Raw genomic sequence first — 26,413 nt, 5'->3', positions numbered from 1 at the left:
AGCACCTCGCACATGTGCTGCACGTCGGGTTCGTCGCCGTGCCCGGCGGCGATCTCGCGGAACGCGGCGGCGAGCGTGCCCAGCGAGGTGTGCAGGAGACCGAGGTAAGTCGAGAGGTGCACCGGTCACACCTTCCTGATCCGCACGGCACTGATCTTGAACGTCGGTTGCTTCGAGACCGGGTCCCACTGGGTGCGGGTCAGCTCGTTCGCGGCCTGGAAACCGTAGTGGAACGGCACGAACACCACCCCCGGCCGACACCGCCCGATGCGGACCGGGACCTCGATCGCGCCGCGTGACGACTCCACGCGCACCAGGTCGCCGTGGGCCAGGCCCAGCTGTTCGGCGTCGGCGGGGGAGACCTCCACCCACGGGTTGGGCGCGGCCTGCTGCAGCTTCGGTGCGCGGGCGGTCTTGGTGCGGGTGTGGAAGTGGTAGACCGACCGCCCGGTCGTGCACAGCAGCGGGTAGTCCTCGCTCGGCTGCTCCGGCGGCGGGGTGTGCTCGACGGCCTTGAGGAACGCGCGGCCGTCCGGGCGCCGCGCCCTGTACTCGGTCGGAGTGACCGACGCGCCGGTCAGCAGGTCGTGGCCGAAGTCCTCGCAGTAGTCGGCTGCGGTGGGGAAGTGGCCGTCGGCGTAGAGCCGTTCCGCGCCGCCCCAGGGGATTCCGCCGCCGCGCAGCTTCTCGTAGGACAGGTCGGTGTAGTCGCACGGCCGGCCACGGCTGCACTCACGCCACGCGTCGAACGCGCCCTCGGCGTCCTTCCACTTGATCAGCGGGGCGCCGTCGCGGTCGCGCAGGTCCATGCGGCGCGCGTAGTCCAGGAAGATGTCCAGGTCGCTGCGGGCCTCGCCGGGCGGCTGCACGGCCTGCTCGGACAGGTGCACGACACGGGTGGCGTTGGTGAACGTGCCCTGCTTCTCGCCCCACAGCGCGGCGGGCAGCACGACGTCGGCCAGCTCGGTCGTCTCGGTCGGAAAACCGTCCTGCACCACGACGAACAGGTCCTCGCGCCGCAGGATGTCCCTGATCCTCGCCAGGTCCGGCAGCGACACCGCCGGGTTCGTCGCGGAGATCCACAGGAACCGGATCGTGCCCTGCTCGGCGTACCGCCAGATCTGCATCGCGTGCGTCGGCGGCGCCCAGTGCGGGATGGTCAGCGGGTCGACGTTCCACAGCCGCGCGAGCTCGTCGACGTGGTCGGGGTTGTCCCAGTTGCGGAAACCGGGCAGGTCGCCGTTCGCGCCGGACTCGCGGGTGTTCTGCGCGGTCGGCTGGCCGTTCATCTGCAGCACGCCGCTGCCCGGCCGCCCGATCAGGCCGCGCAGCAGGTGCAGGTTGTTGACCTGGCAGGACGCCGCGGTGGCCTGGTGGGACTGGTAGAAGCCCTGCAACACCGTCGACAGCACGCGCCCGGTGGTGCCGAAGATCTCCGCCGCCCTGAGCAGGTCGACGGGGGAGATGCGGCAGATCTCGGCGACGTGCTCGGGCGTGTACGGCTCGACGACCGCCTTGAGGTCCTCGAACCCGAGGGTGTGCGCGGCGACGTAGTCGTGGTCGACCCAGTCGTTCGCGATCACCGCGCGCACCAGGCCGTTCATCAGCGCCTGGTTGGTGCCGGGCAACGGCGCCAGGTGCACGTCCGCGCGTTCGGCCACGGGCGTGCGGCGCGGGTCCACGACGACGAGCCGCGGCCGGTCGGGGCCCTCCAGTCGGTCCAGCACCCGCGCCCACAGCACGGTCTGCGTCGCGGCCATGTTGTGCCCGTAGAGGAACATCGCGTCGGTCAGGTCCACGTCGGCGTGGCACGCGGGCTGCCCGTCGGCCCCGAAGGTCTCCTTGAGCGCCGCCGCGGCCGTCGCCGTGCACAACCGGGTGTTGCCGTCCATGTGCGGTGTGCCGAGACCGGCCTTCCCGATCACGCCGAGCGTGTAGTACTCCTCCAGGAACAGCTGCCCGCTCGTGTAGAACCCGTGCGACAACGGCCCGTGCTCGGCCAGCAGCGCCTTCGACCGGCGCACGACCTCGCCCATCGCGGTGTCCCAGTCGGTCTCGACCAGCTCGCCACCGCGGCGGACGCGCGGCTTGGTGAGGCGGTCGGTGCGATGGGCCTGCCAGGAGCCGTAGAGCCCCTTGGGGCCGAGCCGGCCATGGTTGACCATGTCGCCGGAGCGACCGCGGACGCCCACCATCCTGCCGTCCTTGACGGCGATGTCGCAGCCGCAGCCGTTGCTGCACAGCACGCAGGCCGACGGCACCCACCGGTCCACATCGGACTCGGTGACGCCGTCCGCGAGCTCGAGGTCCACCCGTACCGGCCAGCGCGCGTCGCGAGCGTGCGGAGTGCGCGGTCCCCAGATGTCGTCGATGCGGTTCACCAGGAAGCGGTACCCCTCGCTGACCTGCTGAAACTGCGGACATCGCGCGCAAATCGGACGAGCCTTACCCGGGGTGCGCCCGCCGCAAACACCCGTCCGGGCGTGTTTGTGCCGCTCCGGCACGGGAACCAGCCTGGAAACGAGGAGGGCCGATGAAGGCTGTTGTGTGGCACGGCGTGGGCGACATCCGCTTGGACGACGTGGATGCCCCGCGCATCCAGGAACCGACCGACGCGGTCATCCGGATCACCCGCAGCGCGATCTGCGGCACCGACCTGCACATGGTCCGCGGCACGATGCCGGGCATGGTGGAGGGCACGGTCCTCGGCCACGAGGCCGTCGGCGTCGTCGAGGAGGTCGGGTCCGCGGTGCGCGGGTTCACGCCCGGTGACCGGGTGGTGGTGACCTCGACGGTGGGCTGCGGCACCTGCTCCTACTGCCGGGCCGGGTACTTCGCCCAGTGCGACACCGCCAACCCGAACGGCCCGGAAGCCGGCACCTGCTTCTTCGGCGGCCCCCAGCCGACCGGACCGGTGGACGGGCTGCAGGCCGAGTACGCCCGCATCCCGTACGCCATGACGACGCTGGTGCGCATACCCGACGCGGTGAGCGACGACCAGGCGATCCTGCTCTCCGACATCTTCCCCACGGCGTGGTTCGGCGCCCGGCTGGCCGAGGTCGGCTCCGGTGACACCGTGCTCGTGCTGGGCGCGGGCGTGGTCGGCCAGTTCGCGGTCGCGTCGGCCAAGCGGCAGGGCGCGGGACGGGTGATCGTCGTCGACGGCATCGAGTCCCGCCTGGACAAGGCCCGCGAGCAGAACGCCGAGACGGTGAACTTCAACGTTGAAGACCCCGCCGAGGTGGTGAAGGAGCTGACCGGCGGCATCGGCGTCGACCGGGTGATCGAGGCGGTCGGTGTCGACGCCGAGAAGCCCGGTGGCGAGAGGGGGGAGCAGTGGAAGCCCGGTGACGCGCCGGACCTCGCGCTCAAGTGGGCGGTGGAGATGGTCGCGAAGGCCGGTTCCATCGGGATCATCGGCGTCTACCCGCCGGGCTTCGAGCAGTTCCCGATCGGCGAGGCGATGAACAAGAACCTCACCCTGCGCATGGGCAACTGCAACCACCGCCGCTACCTCCCGCGGCTGCTCGACCTCGTCGTCTCCGGTGTCGTGGACCCGACGGCGTTCATCACGAAGCACGAGGAGCCCGCCGCCGCGATCGACGCGTACAAGTCGTTCGACCTGCGCGAGGACGGCTGGTTGAAGACGGTCCTCGATGTCGCCTGAACGGGTCGTCGTCACCGGGGGTGCGGGGTTCCTCGGCTCGCACGTGTGCGAAGCGCTGCTGCGGGACGGTGCGCAGGTCGTGTGCATCGACGACTTCCGCACCGGCTCGCGGGCCAACGTGCCGGAAGGCGTCGGCGTGGTCACCGCGGACGTGTCCCGGCCGCTCGACCTGCTCGGCCCGGTCGACCTGGTGCTGCACCTGGCGTGCCCGGCCTCGCCCGCGGACTACCTGCGGATGCCCGTGGACACGTTGCGCGCCGGTGGTTTCGGCACCTACCACGCGCTGGAGCTGGCCCGCCGCAAGGGGGCCAGGGTCGTCGTGGCCTCCACGAGCGAGGTGTACGGCGACCCGCTGGAACACCCGCAGCGCGAGTCCTACTGGGGCCACGTCAACCCGATCGGGCCGCGCAGCGTCTACGACGAGGCCAAGCGCTTCGGCGAGGCGATGACGATGGCGTTCAGGCAGGAGCACGGCGTGGACGCGGGCATCGTGCGGATCTTCAACACCTATGGCCCGCGGATGCGCGCGCACGACGGCCGGATGATCCCCACGTTCCTGCGGCAGGCGCTGGCCGGAGAACCGCTGACCGTGCACGGCGACGGCCGGCAGACCCGGTCGCTGTGCTATGTCTCTGACCTCGTGCGCGGGCTGCTCGCGATGGCCCGCACCGACCAGGCAGGCCCGATCAACCTCGGCAACCCGGCCGAGGTGACCGTGCTGGACGTGGCGCACAAGACGATCGAGGTCACCGGCAGCTCGTCGGAGATCCGCCACGTCGAGCCGATGACCGACGACCCGCGCCGCCGCCGCCCCGACATCGCGCTGGCGCGGCAGGTGCTCGGCTGGCAGCCACGCGTTCCGCTGGAAGAGGGGCTGCGCTCGTTTGCCCGGCACTTCGCCGGGTAGCCGCTGACCATGCGAGTCCTCGGGATCAACGCGGTGTTCCACGACCCGGCCGCCGCTCTCGTGATCGACGGCAAGACCGTTGCGGCAGCGGAGGAAGAACGCTTCTCCCGCCGCAAGCACGGCAAGCGCCCGGTGCCGTTCTCCGCGTGGGAGCAGCCGGAGCTGGCCGCGCGCTGGTGCCTGGAGCAGGCGGGGCTGACGGCGGCGGACCTCGACGCCGTCGCCTACTCCTACGACCCGGACCTGGTCGACGCGCAGTACGCGCCGTGGGAGGACCTGCGCACGCAGTACGTGCGGCGCGCGCCGCAGTTCCTCTCCACCGTCCTGCCGGGGCTGGACCCCGACATCGTCCAGTTCGTACCGCACCACGTCGCCCACGCCGCCTCCACCGGCCTGGCCGCACCGTTCGCGGGCAACTGCGCCGTGCTGGTGGCCGACGGGCGCGGCGAGTGCGGGTCGCACCTGGCCGGCCGGTACGTCGACCAGGAGCTGACCACGCTGGCGGCGCAGCGGTTGCCGCACTCGCTCGGGTTGTTCTACGAGGACCTGACCGAGCACCTGGGGTTCCTGCGGTCCAGCGACGAGTACAAGGTCATGGCGCTGGCCTCGCACGCGAAGCCGGTGCACCTGGACCTGATGCGCGAGCACGTGGTGGTCCGCGACGGCGGCTTCGAGATCACGCCGTTCGACTGGAACACCCTGGCCAAGCAGCGGGCCGACGACGAGGAGCTGACCTCCGAGCACGCGGAGCTGGCCGCGTCCGTGCAGGTCCGCGTCGAGGAGGTGCTGCTGGAGCTGGCCGGGTGGCTGCACGAGCACACCGGCGAACGGCGGCTCGCGATGGCCGGTGGCGTGGCGCTGAACTGCGTGGCGAACAGCCGGATCTTCGCCGAGGGACCGTTCGACGAGGTGTGGGTCCAGCCCGCCGCCGGTGACGCCGGGACCGCTCTCGGCGCCGCGCTGCACGCGAGCACCGACGTGGTCGAGCCGATGCCGACCGCGGCGCTGGGCCGGGGTTTCTCCGACGCCGAGATCGAGTCGGTGCTCAAGACCGCGGCCGTGCCCTACGAACGCCCCGCCGACGTGGCCGCCGAGGTCGCGCGGGCGTTGGCGGACAACAAGATCGTGGCCTGGTTCCAGGGCCGCAGCGAGTACGGCCCGCGCGCACTCGGCCGCAGGTCGCTGCTCGCGAACCCGTGCTTCCCGGAGAACCTGAACCGGTTGAACGACGTGAAGGGCCGGGAGCAGTTCCGCCCGGTGGCACCGATGGTGCTGCTCGAACGGGCCGCCACGATCTTCACCCGCGGCCCGATCCCCAGCCCCTACATGCTGTTCGTGCACGACGTCCGTCCGGAGTGGAGGGACCGCATCCCGGCCGTGGTGCACGTCGACGGCACCGCGCGGGCCCAGACCGTGGCCGGTGACCCGCTGCTCGAACGGATGCTGCGCGGCTTCGAGGAGCTCACCGGCGTGCCGGTCGTGGTCAACACGAGCCTCAACACCGCGGGCCGCCCGATGGTCGACACCCCGCGCGACGCGCTGGAGTGTTTCGGCTCGTCCCCGGTGGACCTGCTCGCCATCGGCCCCTTCGTGGTGCGCCGATGAAGTACTCCGTCGTGATCCCCACCGTCGGCCGCGCGTCCCTGGACGCGCTGCTCGACGTGCTCGAGAACGGCCCCGGCCCGGAGCCGCTGGAGGTCATCGTCGTCGACGACAGCGAGACCCGCCTGGGCCCGGCCGCCGCCCGCAACACCGGCTGGCGCACCGCGTCCGGCGACTGGGTGGCCTTCGTCGACGACGACGTGGTGCTGCCGCGGGACTGGAAGACCCAGCTGGCCGCGGACCTGGAAGGCCTCGCGGACGACGTGGCCGCCACCCAGGCGTGGATCGTGGTGCCGCTGCCACCCGACCGCAGGCCGACCGACGCCGAACGCGGCACCGCCGGCCTCGCCGACGCCCTGTGGATCACCGCCGACATGGCCTACCGCCGTTCCGCGCTGGCGGAGTGCGGCGGGTTCGACGAACGGTTCCCGCGCGCCTACCGCGAGGACGCCGAGCTCGCGCTGCGCGTGCAGGACCGCGGGTACCGGATCGTGCGCGGGGAACGGGTCACGACGCACCCGGTCAAGCCCGCGACGTTCTTCACCAGCGTGCAGCAGCAACGCGGCAACGCCGACGACGCCCTGATGCGCCGCCTGCTCGGCCCCGGCTGGCGGTCGCGCATCGGTGGCCGGCGGGGTCGGCTGCGGGTGCACGCCCTGACCACCGCTGCCGGGGTGGGCGCGGTGCTGTGCGGGCTGACGGGCCGGCGGCGGGCCGGTGCGGTGCTGGCGGCGGTGTGGGCGGGGCTGACCGGGTGGTTCGCCTGGGAGCGGATCGCGCCGGGGCCGCGTGACGCGCGGGAGGTTGCCGAGATGGTGGTGACCAGTGCGGCGATCCCGTCGGTGGCGTGCTGGCACCGGGTGCGCGGGGAGTGGCGGCACCGACGGGTCGCTCGGGTGCCGCAGGAGGGCGGCGAGGTGCCGGTTCCGCAGGGTGGCCGGCCGCGGAGCGGTGGAGTGGGCGAGCCGCAGGCTGTGCCGCCGAATGGGCAGCGCTGTGGCGAGGTGGGCGATCGGCTGGCTGCCGGGCTGAGCGACCGTCGGACAGCCGACTTGGACGACCGTCAGGCCACCGACCTGGACGACCGTCAGGCCACCCACCCAGGCGACCGTCAGGCCACCGACCTGGGCGACCGTCAGGCCACAAACCCAGGCGACCGCCGGGCCGTTCAGCCCGACCGGCTGCCGGCCGACGAGCTGCGACCGCGGCGGGCCGGCCGATGAGGGTCCTCGTCCTGCGCGCCCTCGGCCTCGGCGACCTCCTGACCGCCGTACCGGCCCTGCGCGGCCTGAGAGCCGCTTTCCCGGACGCGGAGATCACCCTGGCGGCTCCGGAGTGGCTGCGGGACGTCGTGGACCGGATCGACGCGGTCGACCGCCTGCTGCCCACCGAGGAGCTGGCGCCGATCGCGTTCGACCGGCCCGACCTCGCCGTGAACCTGCACGGTCGCGGGCCGCAGAGCGTGGAGCTGCTGCGGGCGACCCGGCCGCGGCGGCTGATCACGCACGAGTACTGGCGCGAGGACCACCACGAGGTGGTCCGGTGGTGCGACCTGCTGGAGCGCAACGGCATCCCGTGCGACCCGGCCGACCTGCACCTGCCGCCGGTCGGGCCGCGCACGAACCGGATGGTGGTCCACCCCGGCGCCAGCACCGGGGCGCGGCGCTGGCCGGCTGACCGGTACGCGACGGTGGTGCGCGCGCTGGGCAGCGATGTCGTCGTCACCGCCGGGCCCGGTGAACGCGAGCTCGCCCGCCGGGTCTCGCCGACGCCGTTCTCGGGCAGCCTGGCCGAGCTGCTGGACCTCGTCGCCACCGCGCGGCTGGTCATCTGCGGCGACACCGGCGTCGCGCACGTCGCCACCGCCTACGGCACCCCGTCGGTGCTGTTGTTCGGGCCGGTGCCGCCTCAGCTCTGGGGGCCGCGGCACGGGCCGCACCTCGTGCTCTGGCACGGCTCCACCGGCGACACGTTCGCCGCCGAACCCGACCCCGGCCTGCTGCGGATCACCGTGGACGAGGTCCTCGAAGCTGCAGGAGGTGTGCTGTGCGACCCCAGCGGATCGGTGTTGTCGGCGCGGGTTACGTCGGCCTGACCACGGCCGCGTGCTTCGCGCACCTCGGCCACGACGTGGTGTGCGCGGACGTCGACGAGGCCAAGGTCGCCGCCCTCGCCGCGGGTGAGGTCGGGCTGCACGAGCCGGGGTTGCGCGAGCTCGTCGTGCGCAACGCCGAGCGGTTGCGGTTCGTGGCCGGCAACCGGGAGGCGCTGTCCGATGTGGACTTCACGTTCGTCTGCGTGCCGACCCCCACCGGACCCGACGGCGCGGCCGACCTCACGGCGGTGGAGGCGGTCATCGCCGAGGCACCGCGGGGGTGCCGGCTGGTGCTGAAGTCCACCGTGCCGGTGGGAACGGCCGCGCGGTACCCGGGGGTGGTGTCGAACCCCGAGTTCCTGCGCGAGGGCCACGCGGTCGAGGACTTCCTGCGGCCGCAACGGGTCGTCGTCGGCGCCCGCGACGAGCGGCACGCGCTGGAGGTGGCCGCGCTGTACGAACCGACCGGCGCGCCCACCGTCATCACCGACAACACGAGCGCGGAGCTGGTGAAGTACGCCAGCAACTGCTTCCTGGCGCTGAAGCTCTCCTACGTCAACACCCTGGCAGAGCTGTGCGAGCAGGTCGACGCCGAAATCGACGGCGTCACCGAGGGCATGCGGCTCGACGACCGGATCGGCGCGTCCTGCCTGGAACCCGGACCTGGCTGGGGCGGCTCGTGCCTGCCCAAGGACACCCTCGCGCTGCTGGCCACCGCACGGCAGGCCGGCGTCGACTTCCCCACGCTGGAGGGGGCCGTCACGACCAACCGGCACCAGCCGCACCGCGTCGTCGACCGCATCCGCGCGGAGACCGGTCCGCTGCGGGACAAGAGGATCGGCCTGCTCGGGCTCACGTTCAAGGCAGGCACCAACGACCTGCGCGACTCGCCGGCACTCGCCGTCGCGGAGCTGCTCACCCGGGAGGGTGCCCGGCTGACCGGCTACGACCCGTGCGTCACCGGCGACCTCGACGGCATCGCCGTGCACGCCACCCCCGCCGACGCGGCGCGGGACGTGGACATGCTGGTGGTGCTCACGGAGTGGCCGGAGTTCGCCGAGCTGGACTGGCCGGAGCTCGCCCGCCACACGGCCACCCCGCGCATCCTCGACACCCGCAACGTGGTGCCGCGCGACAAGGTGGCCGAGGCGGGCTTCCTGCTGGTCACGACCGGCCGCTGACCCCGAGGTGCACCACCTTCACGGTGGTCATCTCGTCCAGCAGCTCCGGCCCGTACCCGAACCCGGTGCCCGACGCCCCGCGCGGCTGGGCCGCACCGCCGGGGGCACCGCCGAAGACGTTGTTCACCTTCACCGTGCCCACCGGCAACGCACGCCACGCGCGGGTGGCGTGCTCCATCGACCCGGTCAGCACGGTCGCCGCGAGCCCGTAGTCGCCGGAGCACGCCTCGGCCAGCCCGTCGTCGAACGTCGGCACCGCCTGCACCGGGGCGACCGGGCCGAACGTCTCCTCGCACATGACCTGCATCGCCGAGGTGCAGTCGGCCAGCACGGTCGCGGGGTAGAAGGCGCCGCGACCGGGCGGGACCTCCCCGCCGACGAGGGCCCGCGCCCCGGCGGTGACGGCCGCGGCGACCTGGCCGTGCACGAACTCCCGGTGCCGCACGTCGACCAGCGGCTGCGGCTGCTCGTTCCACCGGCGGGCCAACGCGCACAGCTCCTCCAGGAACGGTGCGGCGATCGTCTTGTGCACGTAGATCCGCTCGACCGACACGCAGAGCTGGCCCGCGTTCGTGAACGCGCCCAGCGCCGCCTGCGCCGCCGCCCACCTCGGGTCGACGTCGTCGTCGATGAGCAACGGGTCGTTGCCCCCGTTCTCCAGCAACACCTTCGCGCGGGTGGACGCGGCGATGGCGCGTCCGGTCGCGGTGCTGCCGACGTGCGCGACGACGTCCACGTCACCGCTCACCAGCGCCGCACCGACCGGGCCCGCGCCGGTGAGCGTCTGCAGCACGCCGGAGGGGAAGAACGGGCGCAGGACCGCGTCGAGCAGCAGACCGGTGTGCGGGCAGCGCTCACTCGGCTTGTGCACCACGGTGTTCCCGGTGACCAGTGCCGCCCCCAGCAGCCCGCACGCCACCGCCACCGGGTCGTTCCACGGCGTCAGCGCCACGACCACCCCGCGCGGCTGCGGGATCATGAAGTCGACCGCGGTGCCGTGCAACGACCGTCCACGGTGGACCGGACCGAGCTCGGAGTACTGCACCAGCGTCGAGGCGCCCGCGAGCACGCCCTCCCGCGCGGAGGCGAGCGGCCGCCCGGTCTCGGTCTCGATCACCGCGGCCAGGTCGCCAGCCCGCGCCCTGAGCTCGGCCGCCGCCGCGGCGACCGCCGCTCCGCGTTCCGCCGCCGGTGTCGCCGCCCACTCCGCCTGAGCGGTCCGCGCGGCGGCCAGCGCGGCGGTCACGTCGTCCTCGCCGGCTACGGGGAGCAAGCCGACCGGCTGGTCGTCCAGGGGGCTGCGGACGTCGATGGCGTGCATGGTGGTCATGTCCGCCGGGTAGCCCTTCTGAGCAGGGAGAAACACCTGGGAGGAGAACCATGCCCGGACGCGAGGAACTGCCCAGCACGGTGGCCCGGTCGTCGAAGAAGGCCCAGCGCACGTGGATCAAGGCGCACGACTCGGCCGTCGAGTCCTACGGCGAGGGGGAACGGGCGCACCGCACCGCGTTCTCCGCGCTCAAGCACAGCTTCGAGAAGGTGGGCGACCACTGGGAGGCCAAGGACGAGAAGGGGCCGTCGGACCCGCAGGCCGAGCGCAGCACCCCGCAGCAGGGCGAGACCGCCGGCGGCGTGGACGCGAACGCGACCAAGCAGCACCTCTACGACCTGGCCAAGCGGCTGGGCGTCGAGGGCAGGTCGCAGATGACCAAGGACGAGCTGGTCGACGCGATCGACAGGGCCAACACCCGCGCGACGGCTCGGGCGCGCTCGTGAAGGTCGTCGTCACCGGCGCGACCGGCAACGTCGGCACCGCCCTGCTGCGCAGGCTCGCCGACGAGCCCGACATCGAGGTGCACGGCATCTCCCGCCGCCGTCCCGCGAACGCCGCGCCCTACCAGGGGATCACCTGGACGCCCGTCGACATCGGCCGGCCGGGCGCGGAGGAGGTGCTGGCCACCGCGTTCGAGAACGCCGACGCCGTCGTGCACCTGGCGTGGCTGATCCAGCCGTCGCACGACGAACGCGCGCTGTACCGCACGAACATCGCCGGTTCGGCACGCGTGTTCACCGCCGCGGTCGACGCGGGCGTGGGGCACCTGGTGCACATGTCGTCGGTCGGCGCGTACTCGCCGGCGACGAAGGACCGCAGGGTGGACGAGTCGTGGCCGGTCAAGGGCGTGCGGTCGTCGTTCTACAGCAGGCACAAGGCCGCGGTGGAGCACCTGCTGGGCCAGTTCGAGTCGCAGCTGCTCATCTCCCGCCCGCGACCGGGCCTGATCCTGCAGTCCGACGCCGGGTCCGAGATCCGCGACTACTTCCTCGGCAGCCTCGTGCCGAAGTGGCTGTTCCGGCACCGCATCCCGGTGCTGCCGCTGCCGCGCCACCTGGTGCTGCAGTTCGTCCACGCCGACGACGTGGCCGACGGTCTGGTGCGCATCCTGCGGCACCGCCCGCACGGCGCAGTGAACCTCGTCGCCGAACCCGTCGTCACTCCCCGTGTTCTCGCCGACGTCCTCGGTGGCCGCCACGTTCCCGTGCCGGCGCGGCTGATGCGGTTCTTGGCACACGCGTCCTGGTTGTTGCGGCTTCAACCGACTCCGCCGGGCTGGGTGGACCTCGCACTGGCATCGCCGCTGCTCAGCGCGTCGCGGGCGCGGTCGGAACTGGGCTGGGAGCCCACTTTCGGGTCACAGGAAGCTCTTCGCGCTCTTGTTCGGGGCATCGGCGCCGGTCAGGAGGTCGACGCCAGCCCGGTGCTGTGAGACGGGGAGAACCGCTTCGCCGAGTAGCGTTTCAAGCCGCTTTTCTCGGCTAAATCTCCTCTATGGACGGGACTTTCGACGCGGTCCTCTTCGACCGCGACGGCACGCTCATCCGGGACGTCCCGTACAACGGCGACCCGAGTGCCGTGACACCCATGCCGGGCGCCCGCGAGGTGTTGCACGGCCTGCGTGCCCACGGCCTGCTCACCGGCGTGGTGACCAACCAGTCGGGGATCGGCCGTGGCCTGCTCACGAAGACGCAGGTCACGGCCGTGAACGCACGGGTCGACGAGCTGCTCGGCCGGTTCGGCACCTGGCAGATCTGCCCGCACGCGCCCGAGGACGGCTGCGCGTGCCGCAAACCGGCTCCCGGGATGGTCCTGGCCGCGTGCGAAGCCCTCGGGGTGAGTCCGCACCGCACGCTCTTCGTGGGGGACATCGGCTCCGACGTCGAGGCCGCGCAGGCCGCGGGCGCGGTGCCGTTGCTCGTGCCGACCGAGGTGACCAGGCCGGACGAGGTCGCCGGTGCACCGCACACCGCACCCGACCTGTTCGGCGTGCTGGAGATGGTCCGATGAGGACGTTGGTCGCCCGCCTCGACAGCGACGGTGACGTGCTGCTGGCCGGTCCGGCGGTGCGCGCGGCCGCGACGGCGGGCGAGGTCGTGCTGTTGTGCGGCCCCAACGGTGTCCGCGCCGCCGAGCTGCTGCCGGGCGTCAGCCGGATCGTCGAGTGGGAGTGCCCGTGGATCGTCAACCCGGCCTCCGACGTGCGCCCGGTCGACATCGAGGCCGTCATCGCGCTGGTGCACGGGATTCGCGCCGACGTGGCATTGGTGCTGACGTCGTTCCACCAGAGCCCGCTGCCCACGGCGCTGCTGCTGCGGCTGGCGGGCGTGCCCAAGATCGTGGCCCGCTCGACCGACTACCCGGGGTCGCTGCTGGACGTGCGGCTGCGCGACGACCCGGACATCCCCGAGGCGGAGCGGGCCCTGCAGGTCGCCCGAGCCGCGGGGTTCGAGCTGCCGGAGGGCGACGACGGCCGGCTCGCCGTCACCGACCCGCCGGAGGCGGACCTGAGCGGTCCGTACGTGGTGGTGCACCCCGGTGCGACGGCGCCCGCCCGCACCTGGTCGCCGGACCGCTGGGCGAAGGCGGTGGTCGCGCTGACCTCCGCCGGGCACCGGGTGGTCGTGACCGGCGGACCGGCCGAGGCCGAGCTGACCGGGCACGTTGCCGGCGCGTGCGGGCTCGACCTGGGCGGGCGCACCGGCTTCCGCGAGCTGGCCGGGGTGCTGAAGGGTGCTGCCGCGATCGTCGTCGGCAACACCGGACCCGCCCACCTCGCGGCCGCGGTCGGCACCCCGGTCGTGTCGCTGTTCGCGCCGGTGGTGCCCGCCGTCCGGTGGGCGCCGTACGGCAGGCACGTGCTGCTCGGTGACCAGAACGCGCCGTGCCGGGGCAGCAGGGCGCGCGAGTGCCCGGTGCCCGGACATCCGTGTCTCGACCTGGTGGACCCGGCCGCGGTCGTCGCGGCGGTCGCGGAGGTGACAGCGTGAGGATCCTGTTGTGGCACGTCCACGGTTCGTGGACGCACTCGTTCGTCCAAGGTGGACACGAGTACCTGGTGCCCGGTCCGCCGGACGGCATCGGCCTCGCCGGGCGGCCGTGGCCCGCGGCGCGCGAGATCGAACTGTCCGATGTGGACCCCGACGTGGCCGTGGTGCAACGGGTCGAGGAGCTGTCGCTGGTACCGCGCGGCATCCCGGTCGTGTACCTGGAGCACAACACGCCCGCCGCGCCCGGCCAGCGGCACCCGATGGCGGACTGGGACGGGACCCTGGTCCACGTCACGCACTTCAACGACCTGATGTGGGACTGCGGCAGGACCCGCACGATCGTCGTCGAGCACGGGGTCGTCGACCCCGGGCAGCTCTACACCGGTGAGCTGCCCAGGGCGGCGGCCGTGATCAACGAACCGGTGCGGCGCGGCCGGGTCGTGGGCACCGACCTGCTGCCGCGGTTCGACCCGGTCGACGTGTTCGGCATGGGCACCGAGCAGATCGGCGGCATGGGGGACCACGACCTGGAGTCGTTGCACCGCGAGCTCGCGCGCCGCCGCGTCTACGTGCACACACCGCGCTGGACGTCGCTCGGGCTGTCGTTGCTGGAGGCCATGCACATCGGGATGCCCGTGGTTGCGCTGGCGTGCACGGAAGCCATGCGCGCGGTGCCACCCGAGGCCGGTGCGATCTCGACGGACGTGGAGGAGCTGGTGTCGGCGGTGCGGGAGCTGATCGCAGATCCGGCTCTCGCACAAGAGAAAGGGAAACGGGCGCGTGAGTTCGCGTTGGCCCGCTACGGGCTCGAAGCGTTCCTGCGGAGCTGGGACGTGGTGCTGAAGGAGGTGTGGGTCGGATGAGGATCGCAATGGTGTCGGAGCACGCAAGTCCGCTTGCCGTGCTGGGCGGCGCGGACGCGGGCGGTCAGAACGTGCACGTCGCGTCGCTCGCGGCCGCACTGGTGCGGCGCGGTCACGACGTCGTGGTCCACACCCGCCGCGACGGCGAGGCACTGCCCGGCCGCGTGACGACGCCCGACGGGTACGAGGTCGTCCACGTGCCAGCCGGACCGCCCGCGGAGGTGCCGAAGGACGAGCTGCTGCCGCACATGGCCGAGTTCGGCCGGTTCCTGCACGAGCAGTGGCAGGAGAAGGCACCCGACGTCGTGCACAGCCACTTCTGGATGTCCGGTCTCGCCTCCGTGCTGGCCGCCCGCCGCTCCCGCGTGCCGATCGTGCACACCTACCACGCGCTCGGCACCGTGAAGCGCCGCCACCAGGGCGCGGACGACACCAGCCCGCCGCAGCGGGTCGCGGTCGAGCGCCTGGTCGGGCAGGAGGCGACCGTCATCGCCGCGACCTGCGCCGACGAGGTGCGGGAGCTGGTCGCCATGGGCCTGCGGCGGGACAAGACCGTCGTCGTGCCCTGCGGCGTGGACACCGACCTGTTCGGCGTGGCCGGCCCGGTGGTGCCGCGGTCGGCGCCCCGGCGGATCGTGTCGGTGGGCAGGTTGTTGCCGCGCAAGGGGTTCGCCGACCTCATCGCCACGTTGCCGATGGTGCCCGACACCGAGCTGGTGATCGTGGGCGGACCACCGGACCTCACCGCGGACCCGGAGGCACGACGGCTGCTGGCCGTGGCGCAGTCGCTCGGCGTCGCCGACCGCGTGCACCTCGCCGGCCAGGTCGCGCGCACGGACATGCCCGCGTTGCTGCGTTCCGCGGACGTCGTGGCGTGCGTGCCCTGGTACGAACCGTTCGGCATCGTGCCGCTGGAGGCCATGGCCTGCGGCGTGCCCGTCGTGGCGTCCGCGGTGGGCGGCCTGACCGACACCGTGGTCGACGGCGTGACCGGTGTGCTGACCGCACCCCGCGACCCGCGTGCCCTCGGCCGGGCGCTGCGCACGCTGCTGGCCGACCCGTCCCGCGGCACGGCCTACGGCATCGCCGGCCGCGACCGCGTCGAGGCCATGTACTCGTGGGACGAGGTGGCGGCCCGCACCGAGCTGGTCTACCGCGGCCTCGCGACCGGCCGCCTCGTACCGACCGACCGGCTGGCGGTGGCCCGGTGACCCTCGAAAGCCACCTCGAAGGCCTGAACCACACGCTGTCCGGCCTGCAGTCCCAGGCCTCCCTCGTGCACCGCTGGGGCGCCCGCCTGGCCCACCTGCTCTCCACGGGCGGCCGCCTGCTCGCCGCGGGCAACGGCGGTTCCGCCGCCGAGGCCCAGCACCTCACCGCGGAGCTTCGTCGGCCGCTACCGCCACGACCGCCGCCCGTTCGCGGCCCTGGCGCTGAACGCCGAGACCTCCAGCATCACCGCCATCGCCAACGACTACGGCTACGACCAGGTGTTCGCCCGCCAAGTCCTCGCCCACGCCCGCCCCGACGACGTGGTGCTGCTCATCTCGACCAGCGGCTCCAGCCCCAACCTCCTGGAGGCCGCACGGGCCGGTCGGGTGGCGGAGGCGAGCGTGTGGGCCCTGACCGGCGCCCTGCCGAACCCGCTGGCCGCGCTGGCCGACGACGTGCTCGCGCTGCCGGGCGACCCGTGCCACGTGCAGGAGGCGCAGCTGGTCGTGGTGCACGCGCTGTGCGAGGCGTTCGAGGCCGCGCTGCCGGTCGTGGGGCGGAGGGTGTCGTGACCGCGGCCGGGACGTCGCGGGCTGCGGTGCGGGATGGGCGGCCCGAGCTGGCCGGATCGCGCGGTACGGCGCGTGCGCGGTGCGACGTGGTAGTGCCGACAGCCTGGCGTGCGGCGCCCGCCCGCCCACCGCACGCAGCAGAGCGGAGGACGGCATGAAGCTCGTCGTCGTCGGTGACGCACTGCTCGACATCGACATCTGCGGCACCGTCACCCGCGTGTGCCCGGACGCGCCCGCCCCCGTCCTGGACGTCGCCGACGAGCACGCCCGTGCCGGCGGTGCCGCGCTGGCCGCCACCATGGCGGCGCGGGACGGTCTTGACGTCACGCTGGTGACCGCCCTGTCCGATGACGAGGCCGGACAGCGGCTGCGCGGGTTGTTCGAGGTGCCCGCCGTCGTGGGGCAGTCGGGACCGGTGCCGGTGAAGACCCGGCTGCGCAGCGGCGGCACGTCGCTGGCACGGGTGGACCGCGGCGGGGGCGGCCCGGCACCGCAGGTCACCGACGAGATGCTCGACGCGGTGCTGACCGCGGACTTCGTGCTGGCGTCGGACTACGGGCGTGGGCTGCTGGCCGACGAACGGCTGCGGTCGGTGCTCACGCGCGTCCCGGTCGTGTGGGACCCGCACCCGCGCGGACCGCGACCGGTGCCCGGCGCGCGGCTCGTCACGCCCAACCTGTCCGAGGCCACCGCGTTCAGCGGCACCGCCGACCCGGAGGAAGCGGCGCGCACACTGAGGGAGACCTGGCAGGCGCGTGCCGTCGTGGTCACGATGGGCAAGTCCGGTGCGTTGCTCCACTGTGGAGGGACACCCGTCGCCGTTCCGGCGCCCGTCATCCCGGCCGTGGACCCGTGCGGTGCCGGCGACCGGTTCGCCGTCGCCGTCACCACGAGGCTGGCCCGGGGGGCGGCACCGGACGACGCCGTGGCCGACGCGGTCGCGCGCGCGGCGGAGTTCCTGCAGCAGGGCGGTGTCTCGGGCATGCGGGCGGAGCCCGGCTCCACCGTGGACGAGGTGCGCCGGCGCGGCGGGGTCGTGGTCGCCACCGGCGGTTGCTTCGACGTGCTGCACCCCGGGCACGTGCGGATGCTCGCGGCGGCACGGGCGCTGGGCGACTGCCTCGTCGTGTGCCTGAACTCCGACCATTCGGTGCGCCGGCTCAAGGGCGAGCACCGGCCGGTCAACGGGCAGGCCGAGCGGATCGAGGTGCTCAAGGCGCTGGAGTCCGTGGACGACGTGGTCGTGTTCGGCGAGGACACCCCCGAGCACGTCCTGGGCCTGCTGCGGCCGGACATCTGGGTGAAGGGCGGCGACTACACCGCCGAGCTGCTGCCGGAGACCGCGGTGGTCCGGCGGTGGGGCGGGCGCACCGTCGTGGTGCCGTACCACCGCGGGCATTCGACGACCGAGATCCTGTCGAGGAGGGCTTGATGAAGGTGCTGGTGACCGGTGGCGCGTCCGGGTTGGGCGCGGCCGTGGCGGACGCGGTGCGCGAAGCGGGCGGAACCCCGCTGGTGCTGGACAAGTCGGCGCCGGAAGGCGTGCACGACTTCGAGCTGGTCGACCTCGCGGACGGACGGGCCGCCGAACAGGCGGTGCGCACGCTCGCCGAGCGCAACGGAGGACTCGACGCGGTGGTGACCGCGGCGGGCATCGACCGGTGCGGCACGCTCGCGGAGGTGCCCGCCGACGAGTGGGAGAACGTCGTGCGGGTCAACCTGTTCGGCACCGCGGCCGTCGTCCGGGCGGCACTGCCGTACCTGGAGGGCGGCCGGGTGGTCACCGTCGCGTCCACCCTCGGGCTCAAGGCCGTCAGCGACGCCACGGCGTACTGCGCCTCGAAGTTCGGCGTCGTCGGCTTCACCCGCGCACTGGCGGCCGAGACCGCGGGCCGCACCGGTGTCACGCTGGTCGTGCCCGGCGGCATGCGCACGAAGTTCTTCGACGACCGCACCGAGCAGTACCGGCCGAAGGACCTCGACCAGCTCAACCCGCCGGACCGGGTGGCGGCCGCGATCCTGTTCGCGCTCAACCAACCCGAAGGGTGCGAGGTCCGCGAGCTCGTGATCGCCCACGCACAGGAGCCGTCCTGGCCGTGAACGAGCTCGACGAGGACTCCCAGTTCGACAGCGGTTTCCTGCCCGCCAGACGACCACACCCGGTGATCGTCGCGGCCGGCCTGAGCGCGCGCGGTGGCCTGCTGTGGTTGCCGGTAGCGGGTGTCATCGCCGCGACGGGCAGGAAGCGGACCGCCCGGCACGCCCTGCTCGCGGCCGTGGTCGCCATGCCGCTGGGTCACCTGGTGAGCCTGGTGGTGCACCGGCGCAGACCGCACTCGGTCTTGCCCGCGCGCAAGGCGTTGCCGGAGCACCCGGACTCGTCGTCGTTCCCCTCCAAGCACGCGGTGACGGCCGCCGCCTTCGGCACCGTCACCGCGGTGGAGGACCCGGTGGCCGGCGCGTTCGTCACGCCGCTGGTCCTGCTCGTCGCCTACAGCCGGCTGCGCACCCGCGTGCACTGGCCGACCGACGTCATCGGCGGCCTGGCGCTCGGTGCGGTGATCGGCCTGGCCGTGCGCGCCGGGACCAGGCGCTGATCCCGGCGCGCACGCGGGTCAGGGCCGCCTCCACCCCTCGTCGCCGAGGAGCGGGCTCGCCTGCGGTCCCATCAGCGACATCCCGCCGTCCACGACGAACGACGCGCCCGTCACGTACCCGGCAGCGGGGGTCGTCAGGAACGCCACCACCGCGGCGACCTCGGCGGCGTGACCGGGCCGTCCGAGCGGGACGCCTGGCCGCGGCTCCGTGCGCGGGTCCACGTCCTCCTGGCCGGTCATCGGCGTCGAGATCTCGCCGGGGGCAACGGAGTTCACGGTGATGTCGTGTTCGGACAGCTCCAGCGCCAGAACCTGGGTCAGCGCACCGAGTCCGGCCTTGGCGGCGCAGTACGGTGCGGCACCGACGCGGGGGAGGTGCTCGTGGACGGACGTGATGTTCACGATCCGGCCGCCGCGACCACCGGCGATCATGTGCCGCGCGGCCCGCTGGCAGCACAGGAACGCGCCGTCGAGGTCGACCGAGAGCACCTCCCGCCACTTCTCGTACGACATCTCCAGCGCCTTCTCGCTGCTGCCGGTGCCCGCGCAGTTCACCAGCACGTCGAGGCCGCCCAGCTCCTCGGCCAGCTCGTCGACGACGGAGGCGGCACCGGGCAGGTCGGTGAGGTCGAGGCGGCGCACGGCACACCGGCCGCCCGCCGCGCGGACCTCCTCGGCGGTGCGTTCGGCGCCGTCGGCGTCGTCGTGGAACGTGATGCCCACGTCGACGCCGCCGCCGGCCAGCGCGACCGCGACGGCCTTGCCGATGCCGGAGTCGGCGCCGGTCACGACGGCGCGCAGCGGCGCGCCGGCGCGGTCCTGGGGCAGGGGTGCGGTGGTCATGGGACGCGAGTACCCGCCGCGGTCGCGGGCATGCGGAGGGTGAAGTGGTTCAACGTCCTGGGCAGCGGCTCACCCAGCACACCGGAGAACGCCAGGTGCTCGCTGAGCGCGTCGAGCACCGCTCCGGCCGTGACCAGCACCAGGTCGCGGCCGGGGCACTCGCCGGGACCGCCGCTGAACGGCACGATCGCCGGGTCGCGCGGCCCGTCCCACAGCTCCGGCGCGTACCGGTCTGCGAACGGCAACCGGTCCGGGTCGCGGTGGAAGAACGGCGTGAACACCACGAACTCGGTGTTCTCCGGCAGCCACGTGCCGTGCCAGCGGGTAGCGATCGTGCTCTCCCGCAGGATGATCGGCGTCGTCGGCCACAGCCGCGCCGACTCCAGCACACCGCGCACACCGGTGCCGCCCACCGCCAGCGCCCGCATCGTGACGATCCCGGCCGCGTCGAACGCGAAGAGCCAGTGCGGCACCTGGCCGGACAGGTCGCCGGGGAACGCGGCGAGGCTGCCGGGCTCGCGCCGTGCGAGGTGCTCGTCGAGCCGGTGCTGGAAGCGTTCGCGCAGACCCTCCTGCCGCGGGTGCAGGAACGCCCAGTTCGCGTTCTGCCGCAACGCCTTCAGGTCGTCGGTGAGCTGGTCGTCGTCACGTGCGCCGTTGCCGAGCACGATCCTGCGCACGATGCGCCACCACACCTGGCTGAACCCCTGCCAGGTCAGCTCGCCGTTGCTCATCACGTGCCGCACCAGCAGGTCCACCTCGTCGCGCACGACGTCCTCGACCGGCACGTTCTCCGGCCGCAGCGCGCGTTCGTTGAGCTCGCGCAGCCGGTCGCGCTCCGGTTCGTCCGAGATGAGCACGCCGTGCGGCTGGAAGTGCCGCAGCGCCGCTTTCTTCTCCCTGGTGGCCAACGCGAACGGCTCCGGCGACTCGCGCAGCAACCGTCCCACGTCGGCCGGGTCGACCAGCACGGCGACGCTGCGGCCGGTGACGCGCAGGCGGACCGGTTCGGGCCCGTACCGGTCCCGCAGGTGCCGCATCGTGTCGATGGCGGTGGAGTCGGACTGGACCTTGTCGGCGAGCGCCATCACGCCCGGCCTGCGGACGATGACGCCTTTCGCCAGCGTGGGCAGCAACACCGTCGCGAAGACACGCGTGGTGTCGAGTCGTGAAGAGATGGCCATGCACCGGACTACCCGCTCGTGTGCGTGTGAACCGGCACGACCGGGGGTATTCGGCCAGCGGGAGGTCATCATGCCACGCGGATCGAACGCCAAACGTGAACGCCAGTACGAGCACATCGAGGACTCGGCCCGCAGCCGTGGTGAGTCACCCGCGCGGGCGAAGGAGATCGCCGCGCGCACGGTGAACAAGAACCGCGCCCAGGCCGGTGAGTCCAAGACCGCCAGCCGATCGTCCACGAAGGACAAGTCGCCGCAGCAGCGCGGCGGGCAGCGGTCCCACAGCGGCGCCCAGGGCCCCACGCGCGACCAGCTCTACAACGAGGCCAGGCAGCGCGGGATCAAGGGCCGCTCGTCCATGACGAAGAAGGAGCTTCGCCCACGCCCTCGGACGCTGACGTGCCACCCACCACCACTGTCGAGGACAAGGGCTCCACGCTCACGATCCTCACCACCGAGCACTACACGCTGCAGATGGTGCGCAGCGCGACGATCGCCGACGCGTCCAGCCGGGCGGGCCACCTGCTCACCACGATCTCCGCGTCGATGATCGCGCTGGGGTTCGTGGCCCAGGTCGTGCCGCTGCCGGTGCTGCTGACGCTGATGCTGGTGATCTTCACGGGCCTGTTCCTGATCGGCCTCGCCACGCTCTTCCGCACAGTCGAGCTCGGCGTCGAGGACGTCCAGGCCGGCCTGGGGATCAACCGCATCCGGCACATGTACGGCGACATCGAACCCTGCACCAGGGACGTGTTCGTCCGGCAGGTGCACGACGACACGGTCGGCGTCGAGGTCGACTCCGGCCAGACCGCCTGGCGCAACGCCCGGCGGCCGCGGCTCATCGGCACCGCGCTGAGCGTGGCCGGTCTGGTGAACCTCGTGAACGGCCTCGTCGCCGGCGCCATCGCGGGCGCAGCGGCCGGACTGCTGCACGCCGGCCTCACCTGGTCGATCGTCATCGGCCTCTGCGTGGCCACCGTCGTGATCACCGCCTTCGGGGTGGCGCTCGGCCGCATCGGCCGCCGCGGCGTCGCACCGATCAACACCCGCTTTCCCAGGAACTGACCAACGAGGAGAACCACCGTGCAGTACGACGTCGTCGACCTGATCATGCAGGACCACCGCGAGGTCGAGCGCCTGTTCGACGAGCTGAAGAACCACCCGGAGAAGCGACCGCTGCTCACGCCCGTCCTGTGTGGACTGCTCGTCGCGCACAGCCGGGCCGAGGAAGCCGAGGTGTACCCCGTGGCCCAGCAGGAAGCCGGCGAGTCCGACGAGGTCGAGCACAGCCAGGAGGAGCACGCCGAGGCGGAGCAGCTCCTCGCGAAGCTGCTCGACGCCGAGATGGACTCCCCGCAGTACGAGCAGATGCTGCAGAAGGTCATCGACTCCATCACCCACCACGTGGAGGAGGAGGAGAAGACCGTGCTGCCCGGCATGCGCAAGCGCCTCAGCGCCGAGCGCCGCTACGAGCTGGGGGAGAAGTTCGCGCGCAGCCGCGCCGACCACCTCGGTGAGATGCCCGGCCAGGCCACCCGCGAGGAGCTGCTGCTGCAGGCGAAGAACATGGGTGTTCCCAACGCCTCCAGCATGAGCAAGGAGCAGCTGAAGAAGGAGCTGCAGAAGGCCGCCTCCTGATCGCCGTCGTCCGGCCGGGAAGTCACCCGACCGGACGACAACCCGGCCCCCGTCCGCTTCCGTCTTCATCGGCGGAACCAGACGGGGGCCGGAATGTGAAGAAGGCACTGCTGCTCATCGCGTTGACCTTGGCCGTGGCCTCGTGCGGCCAGAACAGCTCGGGTGAGCTCCGCTCGGCGCAGCCCACCACCGCGGTGAACGACCCGGTGGTGTCGGCCGCCGCGGACGTCGTCCAACCGGTGCTGGCATCGAGGTACGCCGCCACCTACGCGGGTCTGGAGGTCCGCGGCGACACGCTGGTGGTCCACCGCAAGCCTGATCCGGCGCTCGACGCCGAGATCGCGGGACTCGCACCGCATGCGCGCATCCTGTTCCAGGACGCCCGGTACACCAAGTCGGAGATGCAGGCCGCGGTCACGCGGGTGATGGACGACCGCGAGCACTGGAAGAGCCGGGGCGCGGACGTGAACGTCGCCGGCCCGAAGACGGACGGGTCCGGTGTCGAGGTGGGCACGGCCGAGGAACCACCGGCGGACCTCGCGGCACAGCTGCAGGACCGCTATCCGGGCATGACCTTCAGCGTGCGCAGGCAGGGCACGGTCGTGTTCCCGGTGTACACGGGACCGGTGCCCGTGCTGCCGAGCTCACCGGTGCGGAGCAGGTGAACGGCTAGGCCGACCTGCGCGAAGGGTGCGCCCCGGCGCCCGCGACCGCACGGCGGCGACTCGGCCGGCGCAGCGGGACCACAACCCCGCGGCAGAGCACCCGACCCGCCGCCTCACGACCGGCCACAGTGGACTGCGGCAGCGGCTCCGGCGTCGGCGGGATGGGGTCGGGGTCCGGGCCCGCCGGACGCGGCTGGTCGGGGCCGGGCTGCGGCGGCTCCGGCTGCGGCGGAACGGGCTGGCTCGCGGCAGGCTGGCGCGCAGAGGGCTCGATCATGACCGCCGTATACCCACAACTCCCGTGTTTTCACACCCCTGAGCTCATCGCGTGGATTCGTGGTCGGCACGAATTCCGTCGTTCCGGCTAATGAGCACCTCCCGTGACCCGACAATCCGCTGGGTGCCGGTCCCGTTTGGGACCAGCGGAACGGGAGGGCGCCGATGGTGACGGCCAAGGACTGGTTCGTCGGGGAGGACCAGGCCGACGGACTGCACTTCCTGGGTGCGGTCGAGCTCGTCGCGTTGCTGGACCGGCTCTCGCGGCGCCCGCGCTGGCCCGCGCGGGACGTGCCGCTGCCGATCGTGTTCCTGCGCAGGCCTCCCGGCGCGGCCGGTCCGCTCGAACCGCTCGCGAGCAGGCCGGAGACCGCGCGCGGCAAGCGGATCGCGTGCGCGCGGGTCGACGGCGCCGACCCGGTCACGCCCGAGTCGCGGCGGGCGGTCCTCGACGACGCGATCGGCCAGCTCGCCGGCAAGGTGCCCGGCGCGGCGCGGCTGCGGTTCCCGCACTACGCGCTCGTCGGGTGGCTGCTGGCGCTGACCCTGCCCGAGGACGGCGACGCCGAGGACGAGGAACGGCACATCGCCCGCGCGTTCCGCGCCCACGTCCGCGGCCGGATGCGGATGAACATCGGGCCCGACGGGTCGCAGGACTTGGCCCAGGACTTCCCGTGGTGGATCCGGCTCGTCATCACCCTGGCGCCGCGGCTCGGGCTGGCGCTGACGGCGCTGCTGTGGCGCCCGGCGACGTGGGTGGGGGAGCAGCCGGTCGGCGGCCGGTCGCGGGGCGGGCTCTACCGGCTGGCCCGCGCGTTCGTGAAGGAGCACCTCGCCGACCGGCACGCGGACGAGGTCGGCGACCTGCTGGTGCGCGCGTTCCTGGAGGACCTGCGGCGCTCGCACCGGCGGTGGTCGCTGTGGGGGACGGGGCGGCGGCGCACCGGCTACCCGTGGCTGCTGGTGGAGAACGCCGGTCCCGCCGGTGGCGACAGCACCGGCCGGTGGCTGCTCGACTCGATCGGCCGCGCCCGCAACACCGTCACGGTCCACAAGGGACAGACCTGGCGGGCGAACTCGCTGAGCCGGCCCGATCCGCTGCTGGTGATCGCTGCGGGCGAGTCCGCGCAGGCGCCGGCGAGGCACGCGGCCGACGCGTCGGCGGGCTACCGCAGGTGGCTCGTGCAGCTGGCCCGGTCGGACAACTGGTTGCTGGAGCTGCAGACCGACGCCTCCGAACCGGCACCGGGCGTCAGCGGCGCGTTGTCGGACATGGGGCCCATGCGGCTCCGCCGTGCCGTGGCCGCACCGCTGGCGATGGTGGTGCTCGCCGCTCTCGTGGCCGCCGTGCCGTTCGTCAACCACGCCCGGTGCGAGCCGTGGTGGTCCCCGTCGGTGCGCGCGCCGCTGGAGCGGGTCGGCGAGGAGTGCATCGGCGTGTCCGCTGACCCGTTGCGCCACTTCATGCCGCCGTCCGTGCCGGAGGAGGTGCGGCCCTCGCTGCAGGACGTCTACGGCCGGATCATGGCCGAGAACGACAAGGCCGCCACCCGGCCGGACGCCATCACGATCGTGTTCCTGAGCGTGCTGACCCCGAGCACCGCCAACAGCTACACGGCTCTCGTCGAGGAGCTGCGCGGCGTGTGGGTGGCGCAGAAGACCAGTGACGTGCCCATCCGGATGCTGCTGGCCAACGGCGGCGAGGGACCGGGTGGCCGCGGTCTGGCGTCGGGCGACCTCGCGGCGGACAAGATCATCGAGCTGGCGGCGCGCGACCGCAGCGTGGTCGCGGTGACCGGCTTGTCGATCAGCACCGACACGGCCAAGTCGGTGGTGAAGCGGCTGGGCAGCAGCGCGTTGCCGGTGATCGGCTCGCTGACCTCGGCCGACGACATGGCGACGATCAACGAGTACTACTACCAGATCGGACCCAACAACCTGCGCGAGGCGGCCGTGACGGCGTTCTACGCCAAGTGGCGGCTGGGAGTGTCGAACGTGGCGATCTTCTACTCCGGCGATCCCACCGACCGCTACAGCCAGAACCTCGCCGACGACGCGAAGACCGCGTTCGCGCTGCTCGGCATCGCGGTCGACCAGTACAAGTCCTACCGGGTCGCCAACGACGACGAAGGCCTCGCACCAGCGAGCCTCGGCCAGGGCGCCTGCCCGTCCGCCGGGAAACCGGGCTACGCGGTGTTCTACGCGGGCCGGGCCCAGTTCCTCGCGGAGTTCCTGCGCGGCATGAACAGCAGGTGCCAGGGCAGCACACCGCCGGTGCTCGCGAGCGACTCGTCGACCCGGTTCATCCTCGAGGGCACGATGGCGCAGTTCCCCAACGTGCGGCTGGACTACCTGTCGTTCGCGAGCCCCGCGGCGTGGTCGGACTGCGCGATGGTGCCGTTCTACAAGAACTACCTCGACGTGTTCCGCCAGACGTGCCAGCAGCTCGGCGACGGCCGGTCCGCCGCCTCCTACGACGCCATGCAGGTGCTGGCGGAGGGCATCCGGCAGGTGCGCCGCACGGATCCGGGCGCGCGGGTGCGGGAGGGACTGCTCGCGGGTATCGGCAGCATCCGGCCGGACAACGCGATCCAGGGCGCCACCGGCAAGATCGGGTTCGGTGCCGCGACCCGCCTGCCGGTGGACAAGGCCGTGCTCGTGCTGCGCGCCAACACCGACACGACCTCGACACCGCTGCTGCTGTGCGGCGAACTGCCGTTCCGCGGCGGGCTGGCCGCAGGCCTGGAACCAGACGAGGGCTGCCCCCGCGACCCCTGACCCCCTGCCGGCA

The 26,413-nt window shown here is 72.8% G+C and carries 24 protein-coding genes and 2 pseudogenes; 21 read left to right on the top strand and 5 right to left on the bottom strand.

Annotated features, from left to right (window positions below; all coding sequences use genetic code 11):
• Positions 1–125: 125 nt before the first annotated feature.
• On the bottom strand, positions 126–2,384 hold the full coding sequence (locus ACVDFE_RS29310; RefSeq protein ID WP_458434417.1) for a molybdopterin oxidoreductase family protein: 2,259 nt from the start codon (positions 2,382–2,384) through the stop codon (positions 126–128).
• 149 nt (positions 2,385–2,533) lie between these two features.
• Here ACVDFE_RS29310 and ACVDFE_RS29305 point away from each other — a divergent pair, with 149 nt between their 5' ends.
• The 6 genes from ACVDFE_RS29305 to ACVDFE_RS29280 are packed head-to-tail and all read left to right on the top strand — an operon-like array spanning position 2,534 to position 9,452.
• Entirely contained in the window at positions 2,534–3,667 is a 1,134-nt protein-coding gene (locus tag ACVDFE_RS29305) for a zinc-dependent alcohol dehydrogenase (protein WP_360384533.1), read from the top strand.
• Entirely contained in the window at positions 3,657–4,574 is a 918-nt protein-coding gene (locus tag ACVDFE_RS29300; protein WP_360384531.1) for a UDP-glucuronic acid decarboxylase family protein, read from the top strand. Before ACVDFE_RS29305 ends, ACVDFE_RS29300 begins: the two co-directional genes overlap by 11 nt.
• Positions 4,575–4,583: 9 nt before the next feature.
• Positions 4,584–6,179, top strand: a complete 1,596-nt coding sequence (locus ACVDFE_RS29295; protein WP_360384529.1) for a carbamoyltransferase family protein — start codon at positions 4,584–4,586, stop codon at positions 6,177–6,179.
• On the top strand, positions 6,176–7,399 hold the full coding sequence (locus ACVDFE_RS29290; RefSeq protein ID WP_458432680.1) for a glycosyltransferase family 2 protein: 1,224 nt from the start codon (positions 6,176–6,178) through the stop codon (positions 7,397–7,399). The genes ACVDFE_RS29295 and ACVDFE_RS29290 overlap by 4 nt, the downstream gene beginning before the upstream one ends.
• Positions 7,396–8,271, top strand: a complete 876-nt coding sequence (locus ACVDFE_RS29285) for a glycosyltransferase family 9 protein (protein WP_458432679.1) — start codon at positions 7,396–7,398, stop codon at positions 8,269–8,271. The genes ACVDFE_RS29290 and ACVDFE_RS29285 overlap by 4 nt, the downstream gene beginning before the upstream one ends.
• Positions 8,223–9,452 (top strand): UDP-glucose dehydrogenase family protein, encoded by a 1,230-nt coding sequence (locus ACVDFE_RS29280; RefSeq protein WP_458432678.1) that lies wholly within the window; start codon positions 8,223–8,225, stop codon positions 9,450–9,452. Before ACVDFE_RS29285 ends, ACVDFE_RS29280 begins: the two co-directional genes overlap by 49 nt.
• On the opposite strand, the gene ACVDFE_RS29275 is transcribed toward ACVDFE_RS29280, so the two are convergent.
• A complete protein-coding gene (locus ACVDFE_RS29275; protein WP_458432677.1) occupies positions 9,436–10,782 on the bottom strand; it encodes an aldehyde dehydrogenase family protein in 1,347 nt (448 codons plus the stop codon). The two genes, ACVDFE_RS29280 and ACVDFE_RS29275, sit on opposite strands and share 17 nt — an antisense overlap.
• Positions 10,783–10,832: 50 nt before the next feature.
• Here ACVDFE_RS29275 and ACVDFE_RS29270 point away from each other — a divergent pair, with 50 nt between their 5' ends.
• From ACVDFE_RS29270 to ACVDFE_RS29225, 10 genes and pseudogenes are all read left to right on the top strand, one after another.
• The gene (locus ACVDFE_RS29270) at positions 10,833–11,228 is read left to right on the top strand and encodes a ChaB family protein (RefSeq protein ID WP_360384519.1); all 396 of its coding nucleotides are present in this window, start codon (positions 10,833–10,835) and stop codon (positions 11,226–11,228) included.
• On the top strand, positions 11,225–12,217 hold the full coding sequence (locus ACVDFE_RS29265; protein ID WP_360384517.1) for an NAD-dependent epimerase/dehydratase family protein: 993 nt from the start codon (positions 11,225–11,227) through the stop codon (positions 12,215–12,217). Before ACVDFE_RS29270 ends, ACVDFE_RS29265 begins: the two co-directional genes overlap by 4 nt.
• 62 nt (positions 12,218–12,279) lie before the next feature.
• The gene (locus tag ACVDFE_RS29260) at positions 12,280–12,795 is read left to right on the top strand and encodes a D-glycero-alpha-D-manno-heptose-1,7-bisphosphate 7-phosphatase (RefSeq protein ID WP_360384515.1); all 516 of its coding nucleotides are present in this window, start codon (positions 12,280–12,282) and stop codon (positions 12,793–12,795) included.
• Entirely contained in the window at positions 12,792–13,775 is a 984-nt protein-coding gene (locus ACVDFE_RS29255; protein WP_458432676.1) for a glycosyltransferase family 9 protein, read from the top strand. Before ACVDFE_RS29260 ends, ACVDFE_RS29255 begins: the two co-directional genes overlap by 4 nt.
• A complete protein-coding gene (locus tag ACVDFE_RS29250; RefSeq protein WP_458432675.1) occupies positions 13,772–14,638 on the top strand; it encodes a glycosyltransferase in 867 nt (288 codons plus the stop codon). The genes ACVDFE_RS29255 and ACVDFE_RS29250 overlap by 4 nt, the downstream gene beginning before the upstream one ends.
• Positions 14,635–15,849, top strand: coding sequence for a glycosyltransferase (locus tag ACVDFE_RS29245; RefSeq protein WP_458432674.1), 1,215 nt, complete (start codon positions 14,635–14,637; stop codon positions 15,847–15,849). Before ACVDFE_RS29250 ends, ACVDFE_RS29245 begins: the two co-directional genes overlap by 4 nt.
• Positions 15,846–16,422: pseudogene (locus ACVDFE_RS29240) on the top strand (D-sedoheptulose-7-phosphate isomerase). Before ACVDFE_RS29245 ends, ACVDFE_RS29240 begins: the two are co-directional and overlap by 4 nt.
• 154 nt (positions 16,423–16,576) lie before the next feature.
• Positions 16,577–17,854: a D-glycero-beta-D-manno-heptose 1-phosphate adenylyltransferase gene (gene rfaE2, locus ACVDFE_RS29235; protein ID WP_458432673.1), complete on the top strand. Its 1,278-nt coding sequence runs from the start codon at positions 16,577–16,579 to the stop codon at positions 17,852–17,854.
• On the top strand, positions 17,854–18,522 hold the full coding sequence (locus tag ACVDFE_RS29230; RefSeq protein WP_458432672.1) for an SDR family oxidoreductase: 669 nt from the start codon (positions 17,854–17,856) through the stop codon (positions 18,520–18,522). Before rfaE2 ends, ACVDFE_RS29230 begins: the two co-directional genes overlap by 1 nt.
• A complete protein-coding gene (locus ACVDFE_RS29225; RefSeq protein ID WP_458432671.1) occupies positions 18,519–19,019 on the top strand; it encodes a phosphatase PAP2 family protein in 501 nt (166 codons plus the stop codon). The genes ACVDFE_RS29230 and ACVDFE_RS29225 overlap by 4 nt, the downstream gene beginning before the upstream one ends.
• 18 nt (positions 19,020–19,037) lie before the next feature.
• Here the strand turns inward: ACVDFE_RS29225 and ACVDFE_RS29220 are convergent, their stop codons facing one another.
• A complete protein-coding gene (locus tag ACVDFE_RS29220) occupies positions 19,038–19,862 on the bottom strand; it encodes an SDR family oxidoreductase (protein WP_458432670.1) in 825 nt (274 codons plus the stop codon).
• On the bottom strand, positions 19,859–21,046 hold the full coding sequence (locus ACVDFE_RS29215; RefSeq protein ID WP_458432669.1) for a cytochrome P450: 1,188 nt from the start codon (positions 21,044–21,046) through the stop codon (positions 19,859–19,861). The genes ACVDFE_RS29220 and ACVDFE_RS29215 overlap by 4 nt, the downstream gene beginning before the upstream one ends.
• A gap of 70 nt (positions 21,047–21,116) precedes the next feature.
• Here ACVDFE_RS29215 and ACVDFE_RS29210 point away from each other — a divergent pair.
• The 4 genes and pseudogenes from ACVDFE_RS29210 to ACVDFE_RS29195 all read left to right on the top strand — a co-directional run bounded on the left by ACVDFE_RS29210 (position 21,117) and on the right by ACVDFE_RS29195 (position 23,346).
• A pseudogene (locus ACVDFE_RS29210) lies at positions 21,117–21,441 on the top strand (plasmid stabilization protein).
• Position 21,442: 1 nt separating this feature from the next.
• Positions 21,443–22,108 (top strand): hypothetical protein, encoded by a 666-nt coding sequence (locus ACVDFE_RS29205; protein ID WP_360384493.1) that lies wholly within the window; start codon positions 21,443–21,445, stop codon positions 22,106–22,108.
• A gap of 18 nt (positions 22,109–22,126) precedes the next feature.
• Positions 22,127–22,681 carry a hemerythrin domain-containing protein gene (locus ACVDFE_RS29200; RefSeq protein ID WP_360384491.1) on the top strand — a complete coding sequence of 185 codons (555 nt, stop codon included), beginning with the start codon at positions 22,127–22,129 and terminating at the stop codon, positions 22,679–22,681.
• A gap of 95 nt (positions 22,682–22,776) precedes the next feature.
• The gene (locus tag ACVDFE_RS29195; RefSeq protein ID WP_458432668.1) at positions 22,777–23,346 is read left to right on the top strand and encodes a hypothetical protein; all 570 of its coding nucleotides are present in this window, start codon (positions 22,777–22,779) and stop codon (positions 23,344–23,346) included.
• A 4-nt stretch (positions 23,347–23,350) separates the two neighbouring features.
• On the opposite strand, the gene ACVDFE_RS29190 is transcribed toward ACVDFE_RS29195, so the two are convergent.
• Positions 23,351–23,623 (bottom strand): hypothetical protein, encoded by a 273-nt coding sequence (locus ACVDFE_RS29190; RefSeq protein ID WP_360384487.1) that lies wholly within the window; start codon positions 23,621–23,623, stop codon positions 23,351–23,353.
• Positions 23,624–23,787: 164 nt separating this feature from the next.
• Here ACVDFE_RS29190 and ACVDFE_RS29185 point away from each other — a divergent pair, with 164 nt between their 5' ends.
• Positions 23,788–26,400, top strand: a complete 2,613-nt coding sequence (locus ACVDFE_RS29185; protein WP_458432667.1) for an ABC transporter substrate-binding protein — start codon at positions 23,788–23,790, stop codon at positions 26,398–26,400.
• Positions 26,401–26,413: the final 13 nt, after the last annotated feature.

This window comes from Lentzea chajnantorensis (genome assembly GCF_054300775.1).
This window is presented reverse-complemented; position numbering and strand designations above follow the sequence as displayed.